Origin of the sequence: Oceanipulchritudo coccoides (assembly GCF_010500615.1) — a bacterium.
GTDB lineage: Bacteria > Verrucomicrobiota > Verrucomicrobiia > Opitutales > Oceanipulchritudinaceae > Oceanipulchritudo > Oceanipulchritudo coccoides.
Genome location: NZ_JAAGNX010000002.1, coordinates 583941 through 602017 on the forward strand (window position 1 = coordinate 583941; position 18077 = coordinate 602017).

Here is an 18077-nt window from a genome sequence, read left to right on the forward strand (position 1 = left end):
CCCTTAGAAGGACCACAAGTGGGGAACAAGCGCAACCGTCCCAAGGAAATAGCAGATATTGAGCGGTAGCCCAATTTTCAGGAAGTCGGCAAAGCGGTATCCCCCGACTGAATAGACATAGGTATTGGTCTGGTATCCGATGGGTGTGGAAAAGCTGGCCGAGCTGGCGACACAGGCCGCGATGACGAAGGGCCTCGGGTCGACCCCGAGGGCAATTCCGAGGTTAAGGGCGATCGGAACCATCAAGACAATTGTGGCATTATTCGAGAGGACCTCAGTCAGAATGGAAGTCGTCAGGTAAAGGCAGGCAAGGATCAGGAGAAGATGCATTCCGTCGGAGAGCCCGAAGTGCGGAATATTGGCAATCGCACTGGCAATGTGACCTGACGCGCCGGAAGTCTGCATGCCGGTTCCAAGGGCAAGCATTCCATAAATCAGGATGAGGATTCCCCAGTCGACAGCCGCATAGGCTTCCTTGGGGCGAAGAACCCCGGAGGCAAGGACAACGGCGGTTCCCAGAATGGCGGCAGCCGTAATCGGCATGATGTTGAAGGAGACAAGGCCGACCACGCTGATCATGGTCAGGAGCACGATTGGGGCTTTTTTGCTGAAGTCCTTGGAGGGCGTGTGAGGCATGTCTAGGAGAAGGATATCATCTCCCCGGCGGATTTGCTCTCGAGCGGAATCGGTGCCCATCATGAGAATGGTATCGCCCTCCTCAAGGGGGAGGGAATCGATCCGGTCGCGCATGTTGATTCCCCGGCGATGGATCGCGAGGATGATCATACGGAAGCGTTGGCGGAAATTCAGCTCGGAGATGGTGCGGCCAACAATTGTGGAACGTGGGCCGATCACCCCTTCCACGATAGAGCCTTCATGCGCGGAAATGGTCTCCAGTCCCTCCCGCTCCTCCGCAGCCAACTTAAGCCCCGCGACGGAACGGGCCTGGACAAATCCGCTGGGCCGGCAGGCCAGAACGAGCCGATCACCGGCCTGGAGCTCAGCCATGAAGATGTTCCCGCTGACCGCGACCCCGTTCCGGATGATTTCCAGAAGGCGCAACCCTTTGGCTTTTTGTAAGTCACTGCCCTTGAAAGTATTACCAATTAGCGGGCTGTTGACGCGGACAAACGCCTCAGTGAAGTACTCCTTCCTTTCCTCATCGCTGAGAATCGAGGTCAGGGATTCACGAACTGGTAGGCGCTGCTTGGCAAACAGGAGAAGATAGAGCGTGCCGATGGCCATCAGGGGGACGCCGACCCTAGAGAGCTCAAACATGGATAGAGGCGGGAAATCCGCTTTTTGGAGGAGTCCACTGGCCAGGATATTGGTACTGGTTCCGACAAGGGTACAAACTCCCCCGAAGATGGAGGCATAACTCAGGGGAATGAGCAGCTTGGAGGCAGGGGTCTTGATCTTCTTGGAGAGAGTCAGAATGACCGGAAGGAAGATCACGACAACTGGCGTGTTGTTGATGAACGCGGAAATCAGCGCCACAAGTAGGATCATGCAGAGAAGCAGCCCGTGGTACCCGAGTTTCGTTAGATGCTCGAGAAAACGGGCCAGCTCGTCGATCAAGCCGCAGCGTTCAAGCGCGGCGCTCAGTATGAAAAGGGCGGCAATAGCCAGTGGGGCGGGATTGGAAAAGACTGAAAGGAGCTGTTCAAGGCTGGGAAGGGTCCTGTTGAAGGGAAGGAAGGAAGCAACTATCAGTGCGCCAAAGACCAGAATTGCCGTCAGGTCGGTGGGAATCCGTTCCCAGACAAAACTGGCAAGCGCGGCGGCGAGCAACAGGCAGATAAAAATGATTTCCCAAGAGACCAGCATCTTCTCAACAGGGTATTGAAATTTGCCACAGAGCAAAGGAAAAATGCTTTCCTGGGCATTTGCTGGGCATTGTGTTTGACAGCCTAAATGGCGACCAATGGTATGCCTTCGACCTCAATTTTAATCAGGAATTCCGTGAATAACCGAAAAATAAAGATTGGATGGCTGTTGCTGACCGGCGGGCTACTCGGATTGGGTGCCCACATCTCGGCACAGTCCCCCGGCTATATCCCACCCCCGCCTCCAACCAAGAACGTCAAATTCGAGTTGCGGGTAAAATATCTGGTTGCCCCGGATATCGCCTTCAAGGGCCTTGGCTCAGTTCCTTCGGAATACGAACTTGAGGGCTCCAACAATATCCTGCTCGGGACCGAGCGGTTCATTGACTATGACGATGGGTTCCTGCGTCAGGATTATATTTCGACAACCCTTGTGGCGGGTGGACTCGACGGCTCCGAGAGCGTTCCGTCAACCAATACGGATGCCACTTCGAATTTTAGCTACTCTGACCCCAATCAGGTGGTTCCAAACGATCCCACTGCCCTCCTTTTTCATCGTTACTCCTCGACCGGCGATCCGGACGTGGAGTTTGCGGGGGCGAGTGATGGGGCCTTCGGATGGGAACTCAATTACACGAAGTACATCAACCGGAAGCGAAACCTCGGCATACAAGTCGGTTTTAGCTTCAATGGCTTTGATTCCGGGTTCAACAAGAGCATTGATGCCGATCTCTACATCCAGGAGTTCAGGCATAACATGGCCAATGGGGCCAATGTGCCGGACTTGCCCGATCCGGTTGAAAATGATGACGGTACTTTCACTCAAAATCCCTACACGGGTGATATCGAGCGCGAGGATGTTGCCTCCGGCAACTTGCTTGAGTGGATTGCCAGTGAAGAGACTGAAGAGCTTATTGCTGACGGTGCGGTTGTCGACTCGAAGGCGGACCTTCGCTCAAGTGTCTATAATTTCCGGGCTGGTCCAACATACAACTTGTCACTTGGACAATCATTTGCCTTCAGCGTCGGTCTTGGCGTGAGCGCAATCTACTATTCCGGTGAATTCTCCGCTTATGAGATTCTCCAAAACCCCGCCGAGGGGATAAATCCGAGCCGTGGACTGACCACAACCGACGACAGCGAATGGCAGGTTGGCGGTTATGTCGATGCCAGCGCCTATTTTAACGTCTCCGAAAGGGTCAGCTTGTTCAGTGGTCTGCAGGTGCAGAGTGGAAGCTCATACACACAGCAAAACGAAGAACGGGAAGTAAGTGTGGATTTTAGCTCACAGGTCTATGTCCATGCCGGTCTCGGTATTCGTTTCTAATCCCGTTCCCTAACATCTACCAAAGGTATCCAGTGATCGAACGTAAATCCAGCTACAGCTACGAGGAATTGATCCAGTGCGGGAAGGGCTCCCTTTTCGAACCGGGCCACGCCCAATTGCCCCTTCCTAACATGCTGATGATCGACCGGATCAGTTCCATCACTGAAGACGGGGGCGATCATGGCAAAGGGCAGATTGTTGCTGAATTGGATATCAAGCCGGACCTTTGGTTTTTCCAGTGCCACTTCGAAGGGGATCCGGTCATGCCCGGATGCCTTGGGTTGGACGCACTTTGGCAGTTGGTCGGGTTTTTCATAACCTGGCGTGGTCACGCTGGTCGTGGTCGTGCCCTCGGAGTCGGGGATGTCAAATTCACGGGCCAGATCCTGCCCACTGACAAGAAAGTGACTTACCGGCTTTCCATCAAGCGCCTCATGACGGGCAAGCTGAAGCTGGCCATCGCGGATGGCGAAGTATCGGTCGACGGGAAAACCATCTATGTTGCCAATGGCCTGAGGGTGGGGCTCTTTACGAATGACGCTGAATTTTAACCAATTGTAATTATCTTTCTATGACAAATCGACGAGTAGTGATAACGGGCATAGGCCTTATATCTTGCCTTGGCCATGATGTTAAATCGGTCACCGAATCCCTGAAGAAAATGAAGTCCGGGATCTGTGCCAATGCACGCTATGCAGAGCTTGGTATGCGAAGCCAGATATCCGGCAGCATTCAGGGCGTGAAGGAATTGGCGGCACAAGTGGACCGGAAACTCACACGTTTCATGGGGGACGCAGCTCTTTTTGCCCACCTTTCCATGGAACAGGCGATCGCCGACAGCGGCCTTGAGGGCAAGGACATTTCCAATCCTCGCACTGGCCTCATTGCGGGCTCGGGAGGCGGGTCGCCGGTTAATCAGGTCGAGGGAATGAATATCCTCGAGGAGCGCGGGATCCGGCGTGTTGGCGCATTCCGTGTTCCACGGATCATGTCGAGCACTGTATCGGCCAACCTTTGCACGGCCTTTTCGATACTGGGCCTGAACTATTCCATCACCTCGGCTTGTGCAACAAGTGCACACAGCATTGGTGCCGCGGCGGAGCAGATCGCCTGGGGCAAGCAGGATGTCATGTTTGCTGGCGGGGGAGAGGAAGAAAGTGCTGAGCTTTCCCTGTTTTTCGATGCCATGGGCGCCCTGTCCAGCAAGTACAATGATACCCCGGAAACAGCGAGCCGCCCCTTTGATGTCACGCGCGACGGGTTTGTTGCCGGTGGTGGAGGAGCAATGCTCGTCCTTGAGGAATACGAACGGGCAAAGGCCCGCGGAGCGAAGATTTACGCGGAGTTGATTGGCTATGGTGCCACCAGTGACGGCGCGGACATGGTTGCCCCAAGTGGTGAAGGTGCGGTCCGTTGCATGCAGTTGGCCTTGGACGGTGTTGACCGGAAGGTCGACTACATCAATGCGCACGGTACAAGCACACCAGCTGGTGACATGACCGAGCTGAAGGCAATCCGCTCAGTATTTGGCGATGATCTTCCGGCAATCAGTTCAACAAAGAGCCTGACTGGGCATAGCCTCGGAGCGACCGGTGCACAGGAGGCAATCTACTCATTGCTCATGATGCAGGACGGTTTTATCTCGGGCACAGCCAATATAACGCAGCTCGATCCGGAAGCAGAGGGATACCCCATTGTTCAGGAGACCCGCGATGGGAAGCTTGATGTCGTGCTGAGTAACAGCTTCGGCTTCGGCGGGACCAATGCCTCTCTGGTTCTTGCCAAAGTGTAAGCGTTACAGGGTTTTAATAGTATCCCGCTCCCTTGGCATGAGCAGGAAGTAAAGGACCCCAAGTCCACCATAGGTTGTGAGCAAACCCACTGCCTCATGCATTAGCATGTAGGATGAATCGCTTAACAATGGCGCGAGGATAACGATAATAATTATCCGGATACTGTTGAAAAGGAGTCCAATGATGAGCGCCATTCCCATCCACCCCAGGCGATCAAAAAAGCTTAATTTACGATAAAGGACAAGGATGGCAGCCATTAGCAGGCAGGAGGTGATCATGCCAAACCCATTGCATTCAGCCGCAACATGAAAAGGCCGGCCATTGTTGAGGAGCATCAGCATGGGCTCGTTCTGGCCGTTGAATATTCCGAGTTGAACATTCTGTCCGATTAATTGGAGACCATATCCGGCCCACTTTCCGGCGATTGAACGTAGTGGCCAGTCCATTACGGGAAACATGACAGCGAATGCTGTGAAAATGGTAAAGGCTCCGATGCTGGAAAGGATGAGACGCCGCTTGTCGTTGCCGAAGATGAACAGGAGGAGTGAGAGAAGACTCAGGGAGAGCGCGGCAAGCAGGACCAGATTGATTCTGGAGAAGATGGCTGCAACAAGGAGCGCGTAGGATAAAATCAAGACATTCTGCGCTGTGTCGGAAAATTCGAAGACGGGCCTGATTCCAATACGGCGCTCATAGACCAGCAACGCACCAGTCAGAACAAACACAAGGAAGGCATGCAGAAGCTGTTCATGTGCGAATGTTTGTTCAGTCAGCCAGTTGATCACGGGCAGGAACACCAACCCTGTGACCATGAAGATGAAAAAGGGAATTATCTTGTCGAAGCTTGTGTTGAATCTGGATTCCATAATCGTCACGATTTGTTTCGGCGGCCCCACTTGGGTTCGGGGGCCACAGGGCTGGGAACAGTGAAGCGCACATCGCGGACAGCGGGATGCCTGTAGAGAACCTGGAACTGGTCCTTATCAAGTTGCCATTCAAGGGAAGAGGCCAAGTCAGCAACCGCGACTTGCCCGTTTTCCAGATCAATACCGAGCCGGACCGGGGTATCGCCCATGCTCTTGTCCAATTCCTCCCGCAAGAGTTGTACAAAACCGCTCGAATTTCCGTTCCCACTGATGATAAAGGTGACATCCTGGATCAGATCATTAACAGCTGAATCCAGGGAACGGACGGCATTGGAAGCCAATTGGATTTCGTCATCCTGACGCCGGATAATTTGTCCTTCCACAAGAACCAAGCTTCCCTCCTCGATCGCCGCCATATGATCGGCATAACAATTAGCGAAAACATTGATCGTGTAGGAATCACGGGTTGTCGCGAGGGTAATGACTGCCCATGGCCGGTTGTCCTTCCTCGCAATCTTACGGACAACTCCCGTAATGACTCCACAGATACGGTAAGGTTCCCGGTTTTCCATTTTCAGGTATTCCTCACCGCGGAAAGTATCGATTGCACGGGCAAACTCTTTGTAGGGATTCATGGGATGCCCACTAACGTAGAAACCAAGCAGTTCTTTTTCGTATTGCAGTTTCTCCTTGAGGGGCATGACCGGCCCTTTTGCCGGATTTGGACTGTCTTCCTTTGCCGGGGTATCATCCTCCATGCCAAAAATATCAAACAATTGAGCCTGACCCTTTTCCTCATCCTTTCTCAGCGCATGGACTTCGTTCAATGTCGAATCCAGGGACTCCATGATTGTGCCACGATCCTCCCCGAGTGAATCGAAGGCACCAGCCTTGACCAGACTTTCAATGGCGCGCCGGTTGGCGACTTTTGCATCAACCCGGCGGGCAAAGTCCCGGAAGTCCTTGAAAGGCCCGTCTTTTTCCCGGGCCTCCAGAATGCCGCTGGAAGGTCCCCCGCCAACACCCTTGATGGCCCCAAGCCCGAAGCGGATGCAAGGGCGGTCCTTGTCCCGGGCTGGAGAGAAGGACTCCAGTGAAACATTCACATCCGGTCCCTGAACAGGTATGTTCATAGCAACTGCTTCCTCTATAAAATGGGATACCTTGTCCGCTTTCCCGAGCTCACAGCCAAGAAGGGCTGCCATAAACTCGACCGGGTAATTGGCTTTCAGATACGCAGTTCGGTAGGATAGCATGGCATAGGCAGCTGAGTGGGATTTGTTGAACCCGTACTCGGCAAACTTTTCCAGGATGGCAAAAATTTCCCCAGCCTCCTTCGGGCCGATGCTGTTTGCTTCCATAGCCCTTTCGACAAAAGTCTTCTTCTGCTTGGCCATGATCGCGGGGATTTTCTTCCCCATGGCCCGGCGGAGAAGGTCCGCATCCCCAAGAGTGTAACCCGAAATGATGCGCGCAGCTTCCATCACCTGCTCCTGATAGACCAGCACGCCGTAGGTTTCCTCGACAAGTTCCTTCAGGAGAGGGTGGGGAACAACCACCTTCGAGGGGTCTTTCTTGGCCTCGACAAACTGTGGGATAAACTGCATCGGGCCCGGCCGGTAGAGGGCGATCAGGGCGATGATCTCCTCGAATTTCGAAAGCCCGATCTGCCTGCACAAGGATTGCATTCCCGAGGATTCCAACTGGAAAACCCCGATCGTGCGCCCCGAGTTGAGCAGCTCATAGGTTTTTGGGTCATCCAAGGGAAGCTTCTCCACATCAAAGTCAGCCATTCCTGGCAGACGCCGTATATGATCCTGGGCATCAGCGATCACGGTCAGTGTTTTCAGTCCGAGAAAGTCGCACTTGAGCATGCCCAGTTCCTCAACGGGGCCCTTCGCATACTGCGTGGTCAAGTCGCCCTCCTGCAAGGTGACCGGGACAAGATTGGTGAGTGGCTGATCCCCGACAATGATTCCACAAGCGTGCTTGCCCGTGTTGCGGACCATGCCCTCAATCACTTTTCCCTGGCGAACAACCTCGGCCACTCGCGGGTCCTTCTGAATGGCATTCTGCAGCTCGAAGGATTTCTCAATTGCGTCTTCAAGTTTGATATTGAGATCATCGGGGACCATCTTGGCGATCTTGTTGGCCTCAGTGTATTCAATATCCATTACACGGGCGAGGTCACGCACGACCATCTTGGCCCCGAATTTGCCATATGTGATGATGTTGGCAACCCGGTCGGCCCCGTATTTTTCCCGCACATAGTTGACCACTTCATCGCGCCGACGCATGCAAAAATCGACATCAAAATCGGGCGGGGAAACGCGTTCAAGGGATAGCATTCGCTCAAATAGAAGACCGAAGCGGAGCGGCTCGATATCGGTAATCCTCAGAATGTATGAAATCAGGCTGCCCGCCCCTGAACCCCGGCCGGGTCCGACGGGGATGCCTTTGTTTCTGGCCCAGTGAATGAAGTCCCATGTAATGAGAAAATAGTCGACAAAGCCAGTGCCCGTGATGATGGCCAATTCGTAATCCAACTTGTCGCACAACTCTCGAGCGAAGCTCTCACTATCCGGATCAAAAAGGCCTTGTTCATCCGGTTCCGGATGAAGGAATTCCTGAAACTCCGAGCGGACAGATTCATAATCAATTCCATAGCGGTCCTTGAGGCCCGCCTTGCAGAGATCGAGGAGGTAGAGACCGTTCCGTCGGAATTCCTCTCGCTCTTCTTCAGTCAGGCTGATCGGTGGCTTCCCGTCCCGGTCGAGCACCTTGTTCTTTTCAGTGACATAAATATCGAGAATGGCGTTGAAGCGGTCCGGATCCTCGGGGATGACCAGTTCAGCCGGCTTTTCGTAGACGGGATAGTGATCGACATTGAACTTGATATCAAGATCGACCATTTCCGCGACCTTGAGCGTGTTGTCCATGGCCTCTGGCAGCTCACCGAAGAAGGCCTCCATCTCGGACCGGCTCTTCAGGTAGAACTCCTGGTTCGGATAGCGCATGCGATTTTCATCCGCGAGATGTTTTCCGGTCTGGATACAAAGGAGTGAATCGTGTGGTTTCCAGTCGTCCTTATATACATAGTGGACGTCGTTGGCACAGACTATCGGCAGGTCGAATTCCCGGGCCAGCTTGATCAACTTCGGAAGAATCCGCTTTTGCACGGGCATGCCGTGATTCTGGAGTTCGATAAAGTAGTTTTCCTTGCCAAAAATATCGATGAACTGGCCAGTTGCTTCCCGGGCGCCCTTTTCATCGTTATAAATCAAGTGTTGGGCGGCAACACCGTTGATACAGCCGCTCAGGGCGAGAATCCCCTCCGCATGTTCGGCCAGCTTCTCCATGTCCGTCCGGGGACGGTAATACATTCCGTTGACATGTGCGTCGGAAATCAACTTCACGAGGTTCTGGTAGCCGGTGAAGTTTTTGGCAATGAGGGTCTTATGGTGAATCTGGTATTTGGGGTAGTTCTCGGGTCCAAGCTCATCCTCAGGGACATCGTCAATATCATCCGAGCGGGCACGGTCACGCTTTGGGCGTTCCGATTGGGGGTGGTCGTGGACAAGATAGATTTCACAGCCAACAAGAGGCTTTATGCCCGCACTCTGACAGGCCCTGTAGAAATTGATGGCGCCAAAGAGGTTGCCATGGTCGGTCATTGCCAAGGCGGGCATGTTCAGCTCCTGGCAGCGCTGCATATATCGGTCAATCCGGGCACAGCCATCGAGCAGGGAATAGTCCGTGTGGCAGTGGAGGTGAACAAATGGTTTCTCAGCGTCGGACGGCATAAGGCTTCAATTAAGACCCGATTTCAAGCCGGGTAAAGCCCGATTGGGGAAAACTTCAACCAGCTTGACTTTGATCGAGCCTGAGGGCACAAAATCCTTGGTGACTTACCTGTCATTTAACAGAAACGATTGTGCAATTCCCCCATTCTGTGTGCCCTTGCAAGGGCCATTAAAGCGGGGACACGGGCGACTATGAGATTTTTCAGCACCCTTTCCATTCAAGGCAAACTGATGGCCATGGTGATGGTCAGTTGCCTTGTTTCCCTTGGATTGGTGTTATTGGCCTTCATCTCGTATGAGATGATCACGGCGAGAAGCGCAATGATCCAGCGCGTCCAGACAGATTCGCGGGTTATTGGCGAGAATAGCCGGACTGCCCTCCTGAACAAGGATCAGAGAGCGGCCTGGGTAATCCTGCAGACGTTGAACAGCAGCCCGAATATCGTATCTGCCTGTTTGTATGACGCCGACGGCAAGATCTTTGCAACCTACCTGAGGGATGTTCCCGCCGAAACCGAATTTCCCGCGGTCCAAGAAGAAAGTCAGGAATTTGCAGGGGGATTCCTCCACCTTTTTGAGCCAATTTACTATAAGCATAAGCTTCTGGGAACAGTATATATCTCGAGAGACCTTTCCGAGATGAACAATCGCCTCTTCAGCTACGCCGGAATTCTGGGCGGGGTGTTCACGGTCTCGATCCTGGTGGCCCTTCTTTTGTCCAGTATGCTCGGCCGCGCCGTTTCCAGACCAATTCTCGAACTGGCCAGTAATACGCGGAAACTCAGCGACAAGAAGGGGTATGCTACCCAGTCACAAAATCCCTACCGTGACGAAGTCGGACAGCTGATCGATTCATTCAATGAAATGTTGAAGGAGATCGAGAAGAAGGAAAAAATCCTGCGTGAGCGAGAGTTGCGCTTCCGTGCGTTGACGGAAAACGCGTCGGACATCATTGCCATTTTGGACGCCAATGGCGTGATCCTTTATGGAAGTCCTTCCCTCAGTCGGCTATGTGGGGACAAGCCGGAAAACTATCTCAACAAGTCTTTTTACGAATTCATCCACCCAACGAACACTTGGCGGGTCCAACAAAACATCAAGAGCGTCCTGAAAAGAAGCGATTCCATCCAGCGTTTCGATTTCCAGTTTAAATGTATGGATGGCTCATGGATGACTCTGGGCGCGATTGCCCGAAACATGCTCCAAGTTGAAGGAGTCAACGGCATTGTTGTGAACGCCCGCGATGTCACCATGAGAAAACAGGCGGAAAAGGAGCTGATCGGGCACCGTGACAGCCTGGAGCAGATGGTGACTGCCCGGACCAAAGACCTTGAGGAATCTCGAAAGGCCGCCCTGGCTTCAATGGAAGAGGCCAACAGGGAGAAGGGACGTGCAGAGAAAGCCCTTGCGGAGCTTACGCGTTCCCAGGCCTCTTTGGCAAAGGCCAAGGATGCTGCAGAAGCGGCAAACCATGCGAAAAGTAATTTCCTGGCAAACATGAGCCATGAGATCCGCACGCCTATGAATGCTGTAATCGGGCTGTCAGATTTGGCCCTGAAATCGGATTCCAAAACGAAACAGAAGGACTACCTCAAAAAGATTCGCCAAGCTTCCAATTCCCTCCTCGGCATTATCAACGATATTCTGGATTTCTCAAAAATTGAACAGAGCAAGATCGAGCTCGAATCGATCACCTTCGACTTGTACGATGAGGCAAGGACCATAACAGAACTGTTCTCCCTCAGCTTGGAAGAGAAAGGCCTGTCCCTGCTGGTTGATTTCTCCCCTGACGTCCCTTCGACTGTTGTGGGTGATCCATTGCGCCTTCGCCAAATCCTGATCAACCTGATTGGCAATTCCCTCAAGTTCACGGATGAAGGACAGATCTCACTTTCTGTCCGGTCGGTGAGACGCATGGAGGGACGGATTACACTCGAGTTTTCCGTCTCCGATACCGGAAAAGGGATGGATGAAGAACTCACAGCCAGGGTCTTTGACACATTCAAGCAGGGTGATGAGTCCACAACCCGCATTTTCGGGGGCACCGGCCTTGGCCTCTCCATCAGTAAACACCTTGTGGAATTGATGGGCGGTGAGATCACTGTCGAAAGTTGCTTTGGCAAGGGGAGCACCTTCAGTTTCACGGCAACCTTTGAGGAGGCCACTTTCAAATCGGCCCCGGAGCCCCCTGCTGGCTTGGAGGGCTTGCGGGTACTGGTCGTTGAGGATGAGGAGGAACTGCAAGTCGTGATCTCCCACATGCTGAAAGACCTTTCCTTCCGTCCAGCCTGCGCGAGCTCTGTGGATCAAGCGATCGAGATGTTGGGGATGGCCCCTTTCGGTGATCCTTTCCGGCTTGCCATTTTCGACTGGAAAATCGCCGGCAGGACAGGAATCGAGGCTGTCAAGTTGGTCGCAGGACTTGATTCAATTCTCATCAAGCCGCGAGTCATGATCATGAGCGGGTTCTGGAATGATGAGCTGCGCAAGGAACTGGAGGAAAATGAGATCAGGGGGTTTCTTTCGAAACCGTTCAATGCATCGACACTGCTGGACACCATTATCCGTGAATTCCCTGAGGAAGTCCCGAATTTAGTTAATTCCTTCAAGGAGGGGGATCAGGGCAACGTTCCACAACTTACCCATGCCCATTTGCTCCTTGCTGAGGATAATGAGCTTAACCAAGAGGTTGCCTTGGGCTTGCTGGAGGAAACGGGCTGCAAGGTCACCGTCGTTGAAAACGGCAAGGCAGCGCTTGAGGCGGCCCAAAAGGAGCCCTTTGACTTGGTGTTGATGGATATCCAGATGCCGGAAATGGATGGATATGAGACAACTCGGTGCATCCGCGAATTGGCGAAAAAGGGCGAAATTCCAACTAAAGGGGAGGGGGACTCAACGGATGACCATCTCCCCATTATCGCCATGACTGCTGGCACCTTGAGCCGGGACAAGCACCGTGCTTTTGAGGCGGGAATGGATGATCACCTTTCGAAGCCTGTGGATCCAAACCATTTCTTCAAAGTACTTGCAAAGTGGATACCGAGCCAGACGATGCAGCCTCCCACCACGGCAGATTCCAACCCGGACCCGCTGACGAGTCTTGGACAGCTTCCGGGAATCGACCTCTCAATTGGGTTAGCTCACGTGCGCAAGGAAGAGCGCTTGATCAAGTTAATGCGCAAATTTGCCAAAGACCAGGCCGGTGTTGCCGGAGAAATCCGTGATGCTTTGGACAATGGTGACCAGGAGTTGGCTCGTCGGCTTGCCCATACCTTGAAAGGCCTCGCGGGGACACTTGGCGCCACACACTTACAGGAAGCCGCCCGGGAGCTTGAAACTGCCCTGAAGAAGGGCATTGAAGGCGAGGAATTAAATTCCCCCTTGGCCGGGATGGAAGGAGCCTTGAAGGAAGTACTCGAAGGGTTGGCCCAACTGGAAGAAGATGATCCGGATTCCGGCAACAACCTCCCCGAAGGCACAACACTATCCCGCAAGGAGGCCCTGCCCTTGGCTGAACAGTTGTCAAATTTGCTGGAGGCCGGTGACTCTGAAGCTTTGGCCTGCCTGGATCAACTTGAGAAGACAGGACTATTGCCGTCCCCAAGCCCGGAGACCACCCGCTTGAGGGACTTGATTGAGGCCTACAGTTTCGAAGAAGCTGGCGGAGTGCTTCAGGATCTGGTTTACGGTCCTAACGCTGAACAGGAGAAAAATTCATGATTCAAGATTCCAAGCCCGTTATTTTGGCCGTTGATGATGCACCGGCGAACCTCGATGTCCTGATTGGACTGCTCAATGACCAGTACAAGGTCAAAGTCGCCACAAGCGGTGATAATGCGCTCAAGCTGGCCACGGCCGGCAGCCCGCCGGATCTAATTTTGCTGGATATCCTGATGCCTGAGATGGACGGGATCGAAGTCTGCCGGGCCCTGAAGGAGCACCGCCATCTTCGCGATGTCCCAGTCATTTTCATCAGTTCACTTGAGGAAGTGGATGACAAGATAAAGGCCTTCACGACCGGCGGGGTTGATTATGTGACCAAGCCGTTCCAGCCGGAAGAGTTGTTGGCACGCGTCAATACGCACCTCACCTTGAGAAAAGTACAGAAGCAACTGGAGGAGCATAATGATCATCTGGACGAGCTGGTTCGCCGTAAAAGCAAGGAGCTGGCGGAAGCTCATGACCGTTTGGAACTGGTCGCGCGGACAAAGGGTGAGTTTCTCAAATTAATTTCCCACGAGTTGCGCACACCTGCCAACGGCATCCTGGGCGTTGCCGAGGTGGTCATTAAGAGCTGTGCGGAGAGCGAGGATGTGATCGCCCTGCGCCCGTATTTCGAGGAATCCCGCGACCGCATGATATCCGTTTTGGATGACTCCCTCCTCCTTGCCGAAGTCGACTTTTCACAGAAGGATTTCAAGACTGTGCCCGTCCCGTTGAGTGAGATACTTGCCGAGGCGTTCCGGACCTCTTCCGGCTTTGCGAGGGAACAGGAGGTGGAAACGGGTTCCATGCCGTTCTGTAATGCTGATGTCGATGGAGATGCCGGTCTGTTCAAGATGTCCCTGACGGCTCTCGCGATGACGGCCGTTGTTTTTACTGATCCGGGAAAGTCGGTATCGGTTCGTTGTATCGATGGAGCCACTACCGTAACTTTGGTAATGGAATCATCAGGCCGGATTCTCGACGAAAAGACAATTGAAGGGTTCTTCGACCTGTCCAGCAGCGTACGCAGCAGCACGCAGGCTGAAGTTCTTGGACTGAAACCCGTTGTGGCAGAGCGTGTCATTTCCCTCTACGGTGGATTTGTCCAGTTGAGAAACAATGACGACAAGGGAATCGCCATTAACATTACCATGAAGAAGTCGCTTGCATAAGCAGGCCCATTTCCTGAGACCCGGCAATACCACTCTCTGATTGCAATTGAAATTGAAGTAATGACTGGTGGAGGGTCTCGTCTCTGGAAACCGCCTAGGCGAGGGCCGGGTAATCCGTGTAGCCCGTTGCCCCGTCTGCGTAGAAGGTTGAAGTGTTTGGCTCGTTGAGGGCAGCTCCCTCGAAATATCGCCGCGGAAGATCGGGATTGGCAATGAAGAGCTGCCCCCAGGAAATAGCATCCGCCTCACCGGACTGGACCAGTTTCTCCCCATCTGAGAAACTCAATTGCTGGTTTGCGATAAAGACCCCGCCGAAGTCCTTCTTGAGTTGTGGGCCCAAGCGCGGTTCTTTTATGCCTTCCCGGGCAAAAATAAAAGCTATTTCCCGTTTGGCCATTTCGCGGGCGACATATCCGAAAGTTTTCGCCGGATCAGAATCTCCCATCCCGTCACACCTTGGTGCGATATGCAGCCCGACCCTTCCCGGACCCCACACACTGATTGCTGCGTCAACGGCCTCAATCATCAGGCGGGCACGGTTCTCGACTGACCCGCCATAGCGGTCCGTTCGCTTGTTGGTGCTGTCCTGTAGAAATTGGTCGAGAAGATAGCCATTTGCACCGTGTAGTTCGACTCCGTCAAAGCCGGCGCGCTTGGCATTTTCGGAGCCCTTTCGATAAGCCTCAACAACCTCCGGGATCTCCTCTGTCTCGAGGGCGCGCGGGGTGACAAACTCCCTCTTGGGCCTGATGTGACTGACATGTCCGCTTGGCCGGATCGCACTTGGGGCAACCGGCAAGGCCCCATCCAGATAAACCGGATCCGAGATCCGCCCGACATGCCACAGTTGCATGAAAATCCTTCCCCCCTCCTCGTGCACGGCATCGGTAATCAATTTCCATCCCTCAATTTGTTCCTCCGACCAGATTCCCGGGGTGTCCGGATAACCGACTCCCATGGGTGTGACCGCAGTTGCCTCGGAAAGAATGAGACCCGCTGATGATCGTTGGGCGTAGTACTCAGCCATCAACTTGTTGGGAACACGCCCCTCGCTGGCCCGGCAGCGCGTAAGCGGTGCCATGATAAAGCGATTCGGTAGTTCAAGGTCTCCGACTTTTACCGGTGTCATCAGAATGTGCGAGGGCGTATCCATACGACGAAGATGGAGCGCTCTCCAGACCTGTCAAACTGAGTGGACAATCGACTACGGACGATGCGATTCCTTCCCGGAGGTGCTTTATGGAAGGGTAAACCCAATCAAAAACAGATCGAGTCCGGAATTGGGTGAGTAGACGCCACCATTGGAGGTATGCGAATAGCCGACCATCAGGTATTTATAATGGATGGATATTTCCGAAGTCCAATTGAAGCGCGCCCCGGAGTGGGGTGGCCCGACATTCGTGTAGCTGGGGCCGCTATGCAGGCTGATCATCCAATCCGGCATTTCATCGAGCGGTTGCCATTCAAAAGCGAGACCTGTGGCCAGAATGTAGTCATCACCCGTCTTTAGCCCAGCCATTCCCTTGAAGTAGGGATTAAACAAGTCGAATAGGCTATACTCCGTTGTGTACTCCAGCCCGACCCATATCTGATCGGGATTTCCGTCAATTTCTCGGAAGAGATCCTCGATACCCACGACCAACTGCATCCGTGCTTGAAGGCTGGATACCGCCAGGATGGCGAGTAACAGAGGAATGAATCTATGTTTCTTCATTTTTTGGAATTCGGCAGAATCAGGATAAACCGGAATATTGTCCAATCGAAAACCCTTGGAACAAGGATATCTTGACGACCTGTGGGCTCGTCATGACACTCCCCGGACTTTTCCTATGTCAAAGCCAGTGGCCACATTCCTCTACGCTTTCACACTCCTCTTTTTCGGGGCTTTTTTCATATGGCCGATTTGGCAGGTTCTTCAGGGAGGGTTCTATGACGCCAACGGTTTCACGCTGACCTACGTCCTCGAGGTCTTCCGTAATCCAATCTATCTGGAGGGCCTTCGGAACGCCTTTGGGGTGGCGGTTTTTTCCACCCTCGGCTCATTGTTGATCGCTCTCCCGATGGCCTTTATCGCTGACCGGTATGAATTTCCATTAAAGAAGTTTTTCATGGGGGCGGCGCTCCTTCCGATCATGCTTCCTCCCTTTGTCGGGGCCATCGGCGTAAAGCAGATTTTCGGTCAGTTTGGAGCCTTTAACGCACTATTGCAGAACGTCGGCCTTCTGGCAGACGGACAAGTCATTGACTGGATCGGCCGAGGCCAGTTCTGGGGCGTGGTCTTTGTCAGCGCCTTCAGCCTCTACCCGATTCTTTACCTGAACGCCGTGGCCTCCCTGGCAAGTATCGATCCCGCCATGGAGGAAGCCGCGGAGAATCTTGGCTGCCGTGGCTGGAAGCGTTTTTTCAAGATCACTCTTCCTCTAATGCGGCCAGGACTTTTTGCCGGTTGCACGATTGTCTTCATCTGGTCCTTCACAGAGCTCGGGGTTCCGCTCATTTTCGATTATTCCCGCCTTGCTTCGGTTCAGATCTTTTACGGCATCAAGGATATTGGAGGGAATCCTTTTCCCTACGCCCTGGTCAGCGTGATGCTGGGCTTTTCGGTTCTCTTTTACGCCTTTGGCAAAGGCTTCTTTGGAAGGAACACCTTCTCCATGATGGCCAAGGCCAGTCATGCCGCCGAGGCAAAGCGTCCCGGGCTTGTTGGCAAACTCCTCTGCACGGGCTTCTTCACCCTCATCACAGCGATTGCCCTTCTACCGCACCTTGGGGTTATTCTGATTTCGATTGCCGGCGACTGGTACAACAGCGTCCTTCCTGAGACGTATACGCTGCGCAACTTTGAGTTGGCCCTCGGGCATAACCTGACGGTTCATTCCATCCAGAACAGCCTCTTCTACGCGGCGATGGCGACCCTTCTCAATGTCATCATTGGAATTGGGATTGCCTATGTGGTGGTGCGGACCCGACTCCCGGGTCGGCACATTCTGGATACATTGGCGATGCTCCCGCTGGCCGTTCCCGGCCTCGTCATGGCTTTTGGCTACCTTGCCATGAGCCAGGAAGGGAAGTTTTTCGACTTTATCAATGCCGTCGATAATCCGGTCTACCTGCTGATAATTGCCTACTCGGTCAGGAAGCTGCCCTTTGTCGTCCGGGCGGCGGTGGCTGGCCTCCAGACGACCAGCGAGACCTACGAGGAAGCCGCGCAGAACCTGGGCGCGCCACCCGTCAAGACGGCTTTCCGGATCACCATTCCGCTGATTTTGGCCAACCTTCTCGCTGGGGCCCTGTTGGCCTTTTCCCAATCCATGCTGGAGGTTTCCGATTCCCTGATACTTGCCCAGAAGTCCAATTTCTATCCGATTACCAAGGCGATCTACGAGCTTATGCAGTTTCTCGGTGACGGGCGCTACATCGCAAGTGCCCTCGGTGTCTGGGCCATGGCTTTCCTTGCGGTGACAATTCTCGCCGCCAGCGGCTTGCTTGGAAAGAAGCTCGGTGCTATCTTCAGGGTGTGATTAATTTTCGACGGATCGCTTTGATCGGATTGGTATTGTTGCTGATCCTGGCCGGGTTCTTGGT

At 53.6% G+C, this 18077-nt stretch carries 11 protein-coding genes; 6 read left to right on the plus strand and 5 right to left on the minus strand.

The genetic code is table 11. From position 1 onward, the window contains the following. Window positions 1-3: 3 nt before the first annotated feature. Window positions 4-1827 (minus strand): SLC13 family permease, encoded by a 1824-nt coding sequence (locus G0Q06_RS08055; protein ID WP_163964239.1) that lies wholly within the window; start codon window positions 1825-1827, stop codon window positions 4-6. Between the two features lie 135 nt (window positions 1828-1962). Here G0Q06_RS08055 and G0Q06_RS08060 point away from each other — a divergent pair, with 135 nt between their 5' ends. From G0Q06_RS08060 to fabB, 3 genes are read left to right on the plus strand one after another with little or no spacing between them, the layout of a single operon-like run. Continuing rightward, window positions 1963-3153: a hypothetical protein gene (locus G0Q06_RS08060; protein WP_163964241.1), complete on the plus strand. Its 1191-nt coding sequence runs from the start codon at window positions 1963-1965 to the stop codon at window positions 3151-3153. Between the two features lie 32 nt (window positions 3154-3185). Continuing rightward, window positions 3186-3704, plus strand: a complete 519-nt coding sequence (gene fabA, locus G0Q06_RS08065; protein WP_338045120.1) for a bifunctional 3-hydroxydecanoyl-ACP dehydratase/trans-2-decenoyl-ACP isomerase — start codon at window positions 3186-3188, stop codon at window positions 3702-3704. A 20-nt stretch (window positions 3705-3724) separates the two neighbouring features. Continuing rightward, complete coding sequence (gene fabB / locus G0Q06_RS08070) at window positions 3725-4945, plus strand: beta-ketoacyl-ACP synthase I (RefSeq protein ID WP_163964243.1); 1221 nt, start codon at window positions 3725-3727, stop codon at window positions 4943-4945. 3 nt (window positions 4946-4948) lie between these two features. Here the strand turns inward: fabB and G0Q06_RS08075 are convergent, their stop codons facing one another. Beyond that, window positions 4949-5812, minus strand: coding sequence for an archaeosortase/exosortase family protein (locus G0Q06_RS08075; RefSeq protein WP_163964245.1), 864 nt, complete (start codon window positions 5810-5812; stop codon window positions 4949-4951). Window positions 5813-5817: 5 nt separating this feature from the next. Beyond that, window positions 5818-9615, minus strand: a complete 3798-nt coding sequence (dnaE, locus tag G0Q06_RS08080) for a DNA polymerase III subunit alpha (RefSeq protein WP_163964247.1) — start codon at window positions 9613-9615, stop codon at window positions 5818-5820. Between the two features lie 192 nt (window positions 9616-9807). Between dnaE and G0Q06_RS08085 the strand changes: the two genes are divergently transcribed. Together G0Q06_RS08085 and G0Q06_RS08090 are read left to right on the plus strand one after the other, a co-directional pair. After that, complete coding sequence (locus G0Q06_RS08085; protein WP_163964249.1) at window positions 9808-13335, plus strand: sensor histidine kinase, YfiR-like protein-associated; 3528 nt, start codon at window positions 9808-9810, stop codon at window positions 13333-13335. Continuing rightward, complete coding sequence (locus G0Q06_RS08090) at window positions 13332-14492, plus strand: hybrid sensor histidine kinase/response regulator (RefSeq protein WP_163964251.1); 1161 nt, start codon at window positions 13332-13334, stop codon at window positions 14490-14492. Before G0Q06_RS08085 ends, G0Q06_RS08090 begins: the two co-directional genes overlap by 4 nt. Before the next feature lie 94 nt (window positions 14493-14586). On the opposite strand, the gene G0Q06_RS08095 is transcribed toward G0Q06_RS08090, so the two are convergent. Further along, window positions 14587-15645, minus strand: coding sequence for an alkene reductase (locus G0Q06_RS08095; RefSeq protein WP_163964252.1), 1059 nt, complete (start codon window positions 15643-15645; stop codon window positions 14587-14589). An 84-nt stretch (window positions 15646-15729) separates the two neighbouring features. Beyond that, window positions 15730-16206 (minus strand): acyloxyacyl hydrolase, encoded by a 477-nt coding sequence (locus G0Q06_RS08100; protein ID WP_163964254.1) that lies wholly within the window; start codon window positions 16204-16206, stop codon window positions 15730-15732. A 115-nt stretch (window positions 16207-16321) separates the two neighbouring features. On the opposite strand from G0Q06_RS08100, the gene G0Q06_RS08105 reads away from it, so the two are divergent. Next, window positions 16322-18013, plus strand: a complete 1692-nt coding sequence (locus G0Q06_RS08105; RefSeq protein ID WP_163964256.1) for an ABC transporter permease — start codon at window positions 16322-16324, stop codon at window positions 18011-18013. The last annotated feature ends 64 nt before the right edge of the window (window positions 18014-18077 follow it).

Bases quoted from the DNA above. Each gene is read 5' to 3' on its own strand.
- G0Q06_RS08090 (WP_163964251.1), top strand. From the start codon at position 13,332: ATGATTCAAGATTCCAAGCCCGTTATTTTGGCCGTTGATGATGCACCG.
- G0Q06_RS08095 (WP_163964252.1), bottom strand. From the start codon at position 15,645: ATGGATACGCCCTCGCACATTCTGATGACACCGGTAAAAGTCGGAGAC.
- G0Q06_RS08075 (WP_163964245.1), bottom strand. From the start codon at position 5,812: ATGGAATCCAGATTCAACACAAGCTTCGACAAGATAATTCCCTTTTTC.
- G0Q06_RS08100 (WP_163964254.1), bottom strand. From the start codon at position 16,206: ATGAAGAAACATAGATTCATTCCTCTGTTACTCGCCATCCTGGCGGTA.
- G0Q06_RS08105 (WP_163964256.1), top strand. From the start codon at position 16,322: ATGTCAAAGCCAGTGGCCACATTCCTCTACGCTTTCACACTCCTCTTT.
- dnaE (WP_163964247.1), bottom strand. From the start codon at position 9,615: ATGCCGTCCGACGCTGAGAAACCATTTGTTCACCTCCACTGCCACACG.
- fabB (WP_163964243.1), top strand. From the start codon at position 3,725: ATGACAAATCGACGAGTAGTGATAACGGGCATAGGCCTTATATCTTGC.
- G0Q06_RS08085 (WP_163964249.1), top strand. From the start codon at position 9,808: ATGAGATTTTTCAGCACCCTTTCCATTCAAGGCAAACTGATGGCCATG.
- G0Q06_RS08055 (WP_163964239.1), bottom strand. From the start codon at position 1,827: ATGCTGGTCTCTTGGGAAATCATTTTTATCTGCCTGTTGCTCGCCGCC.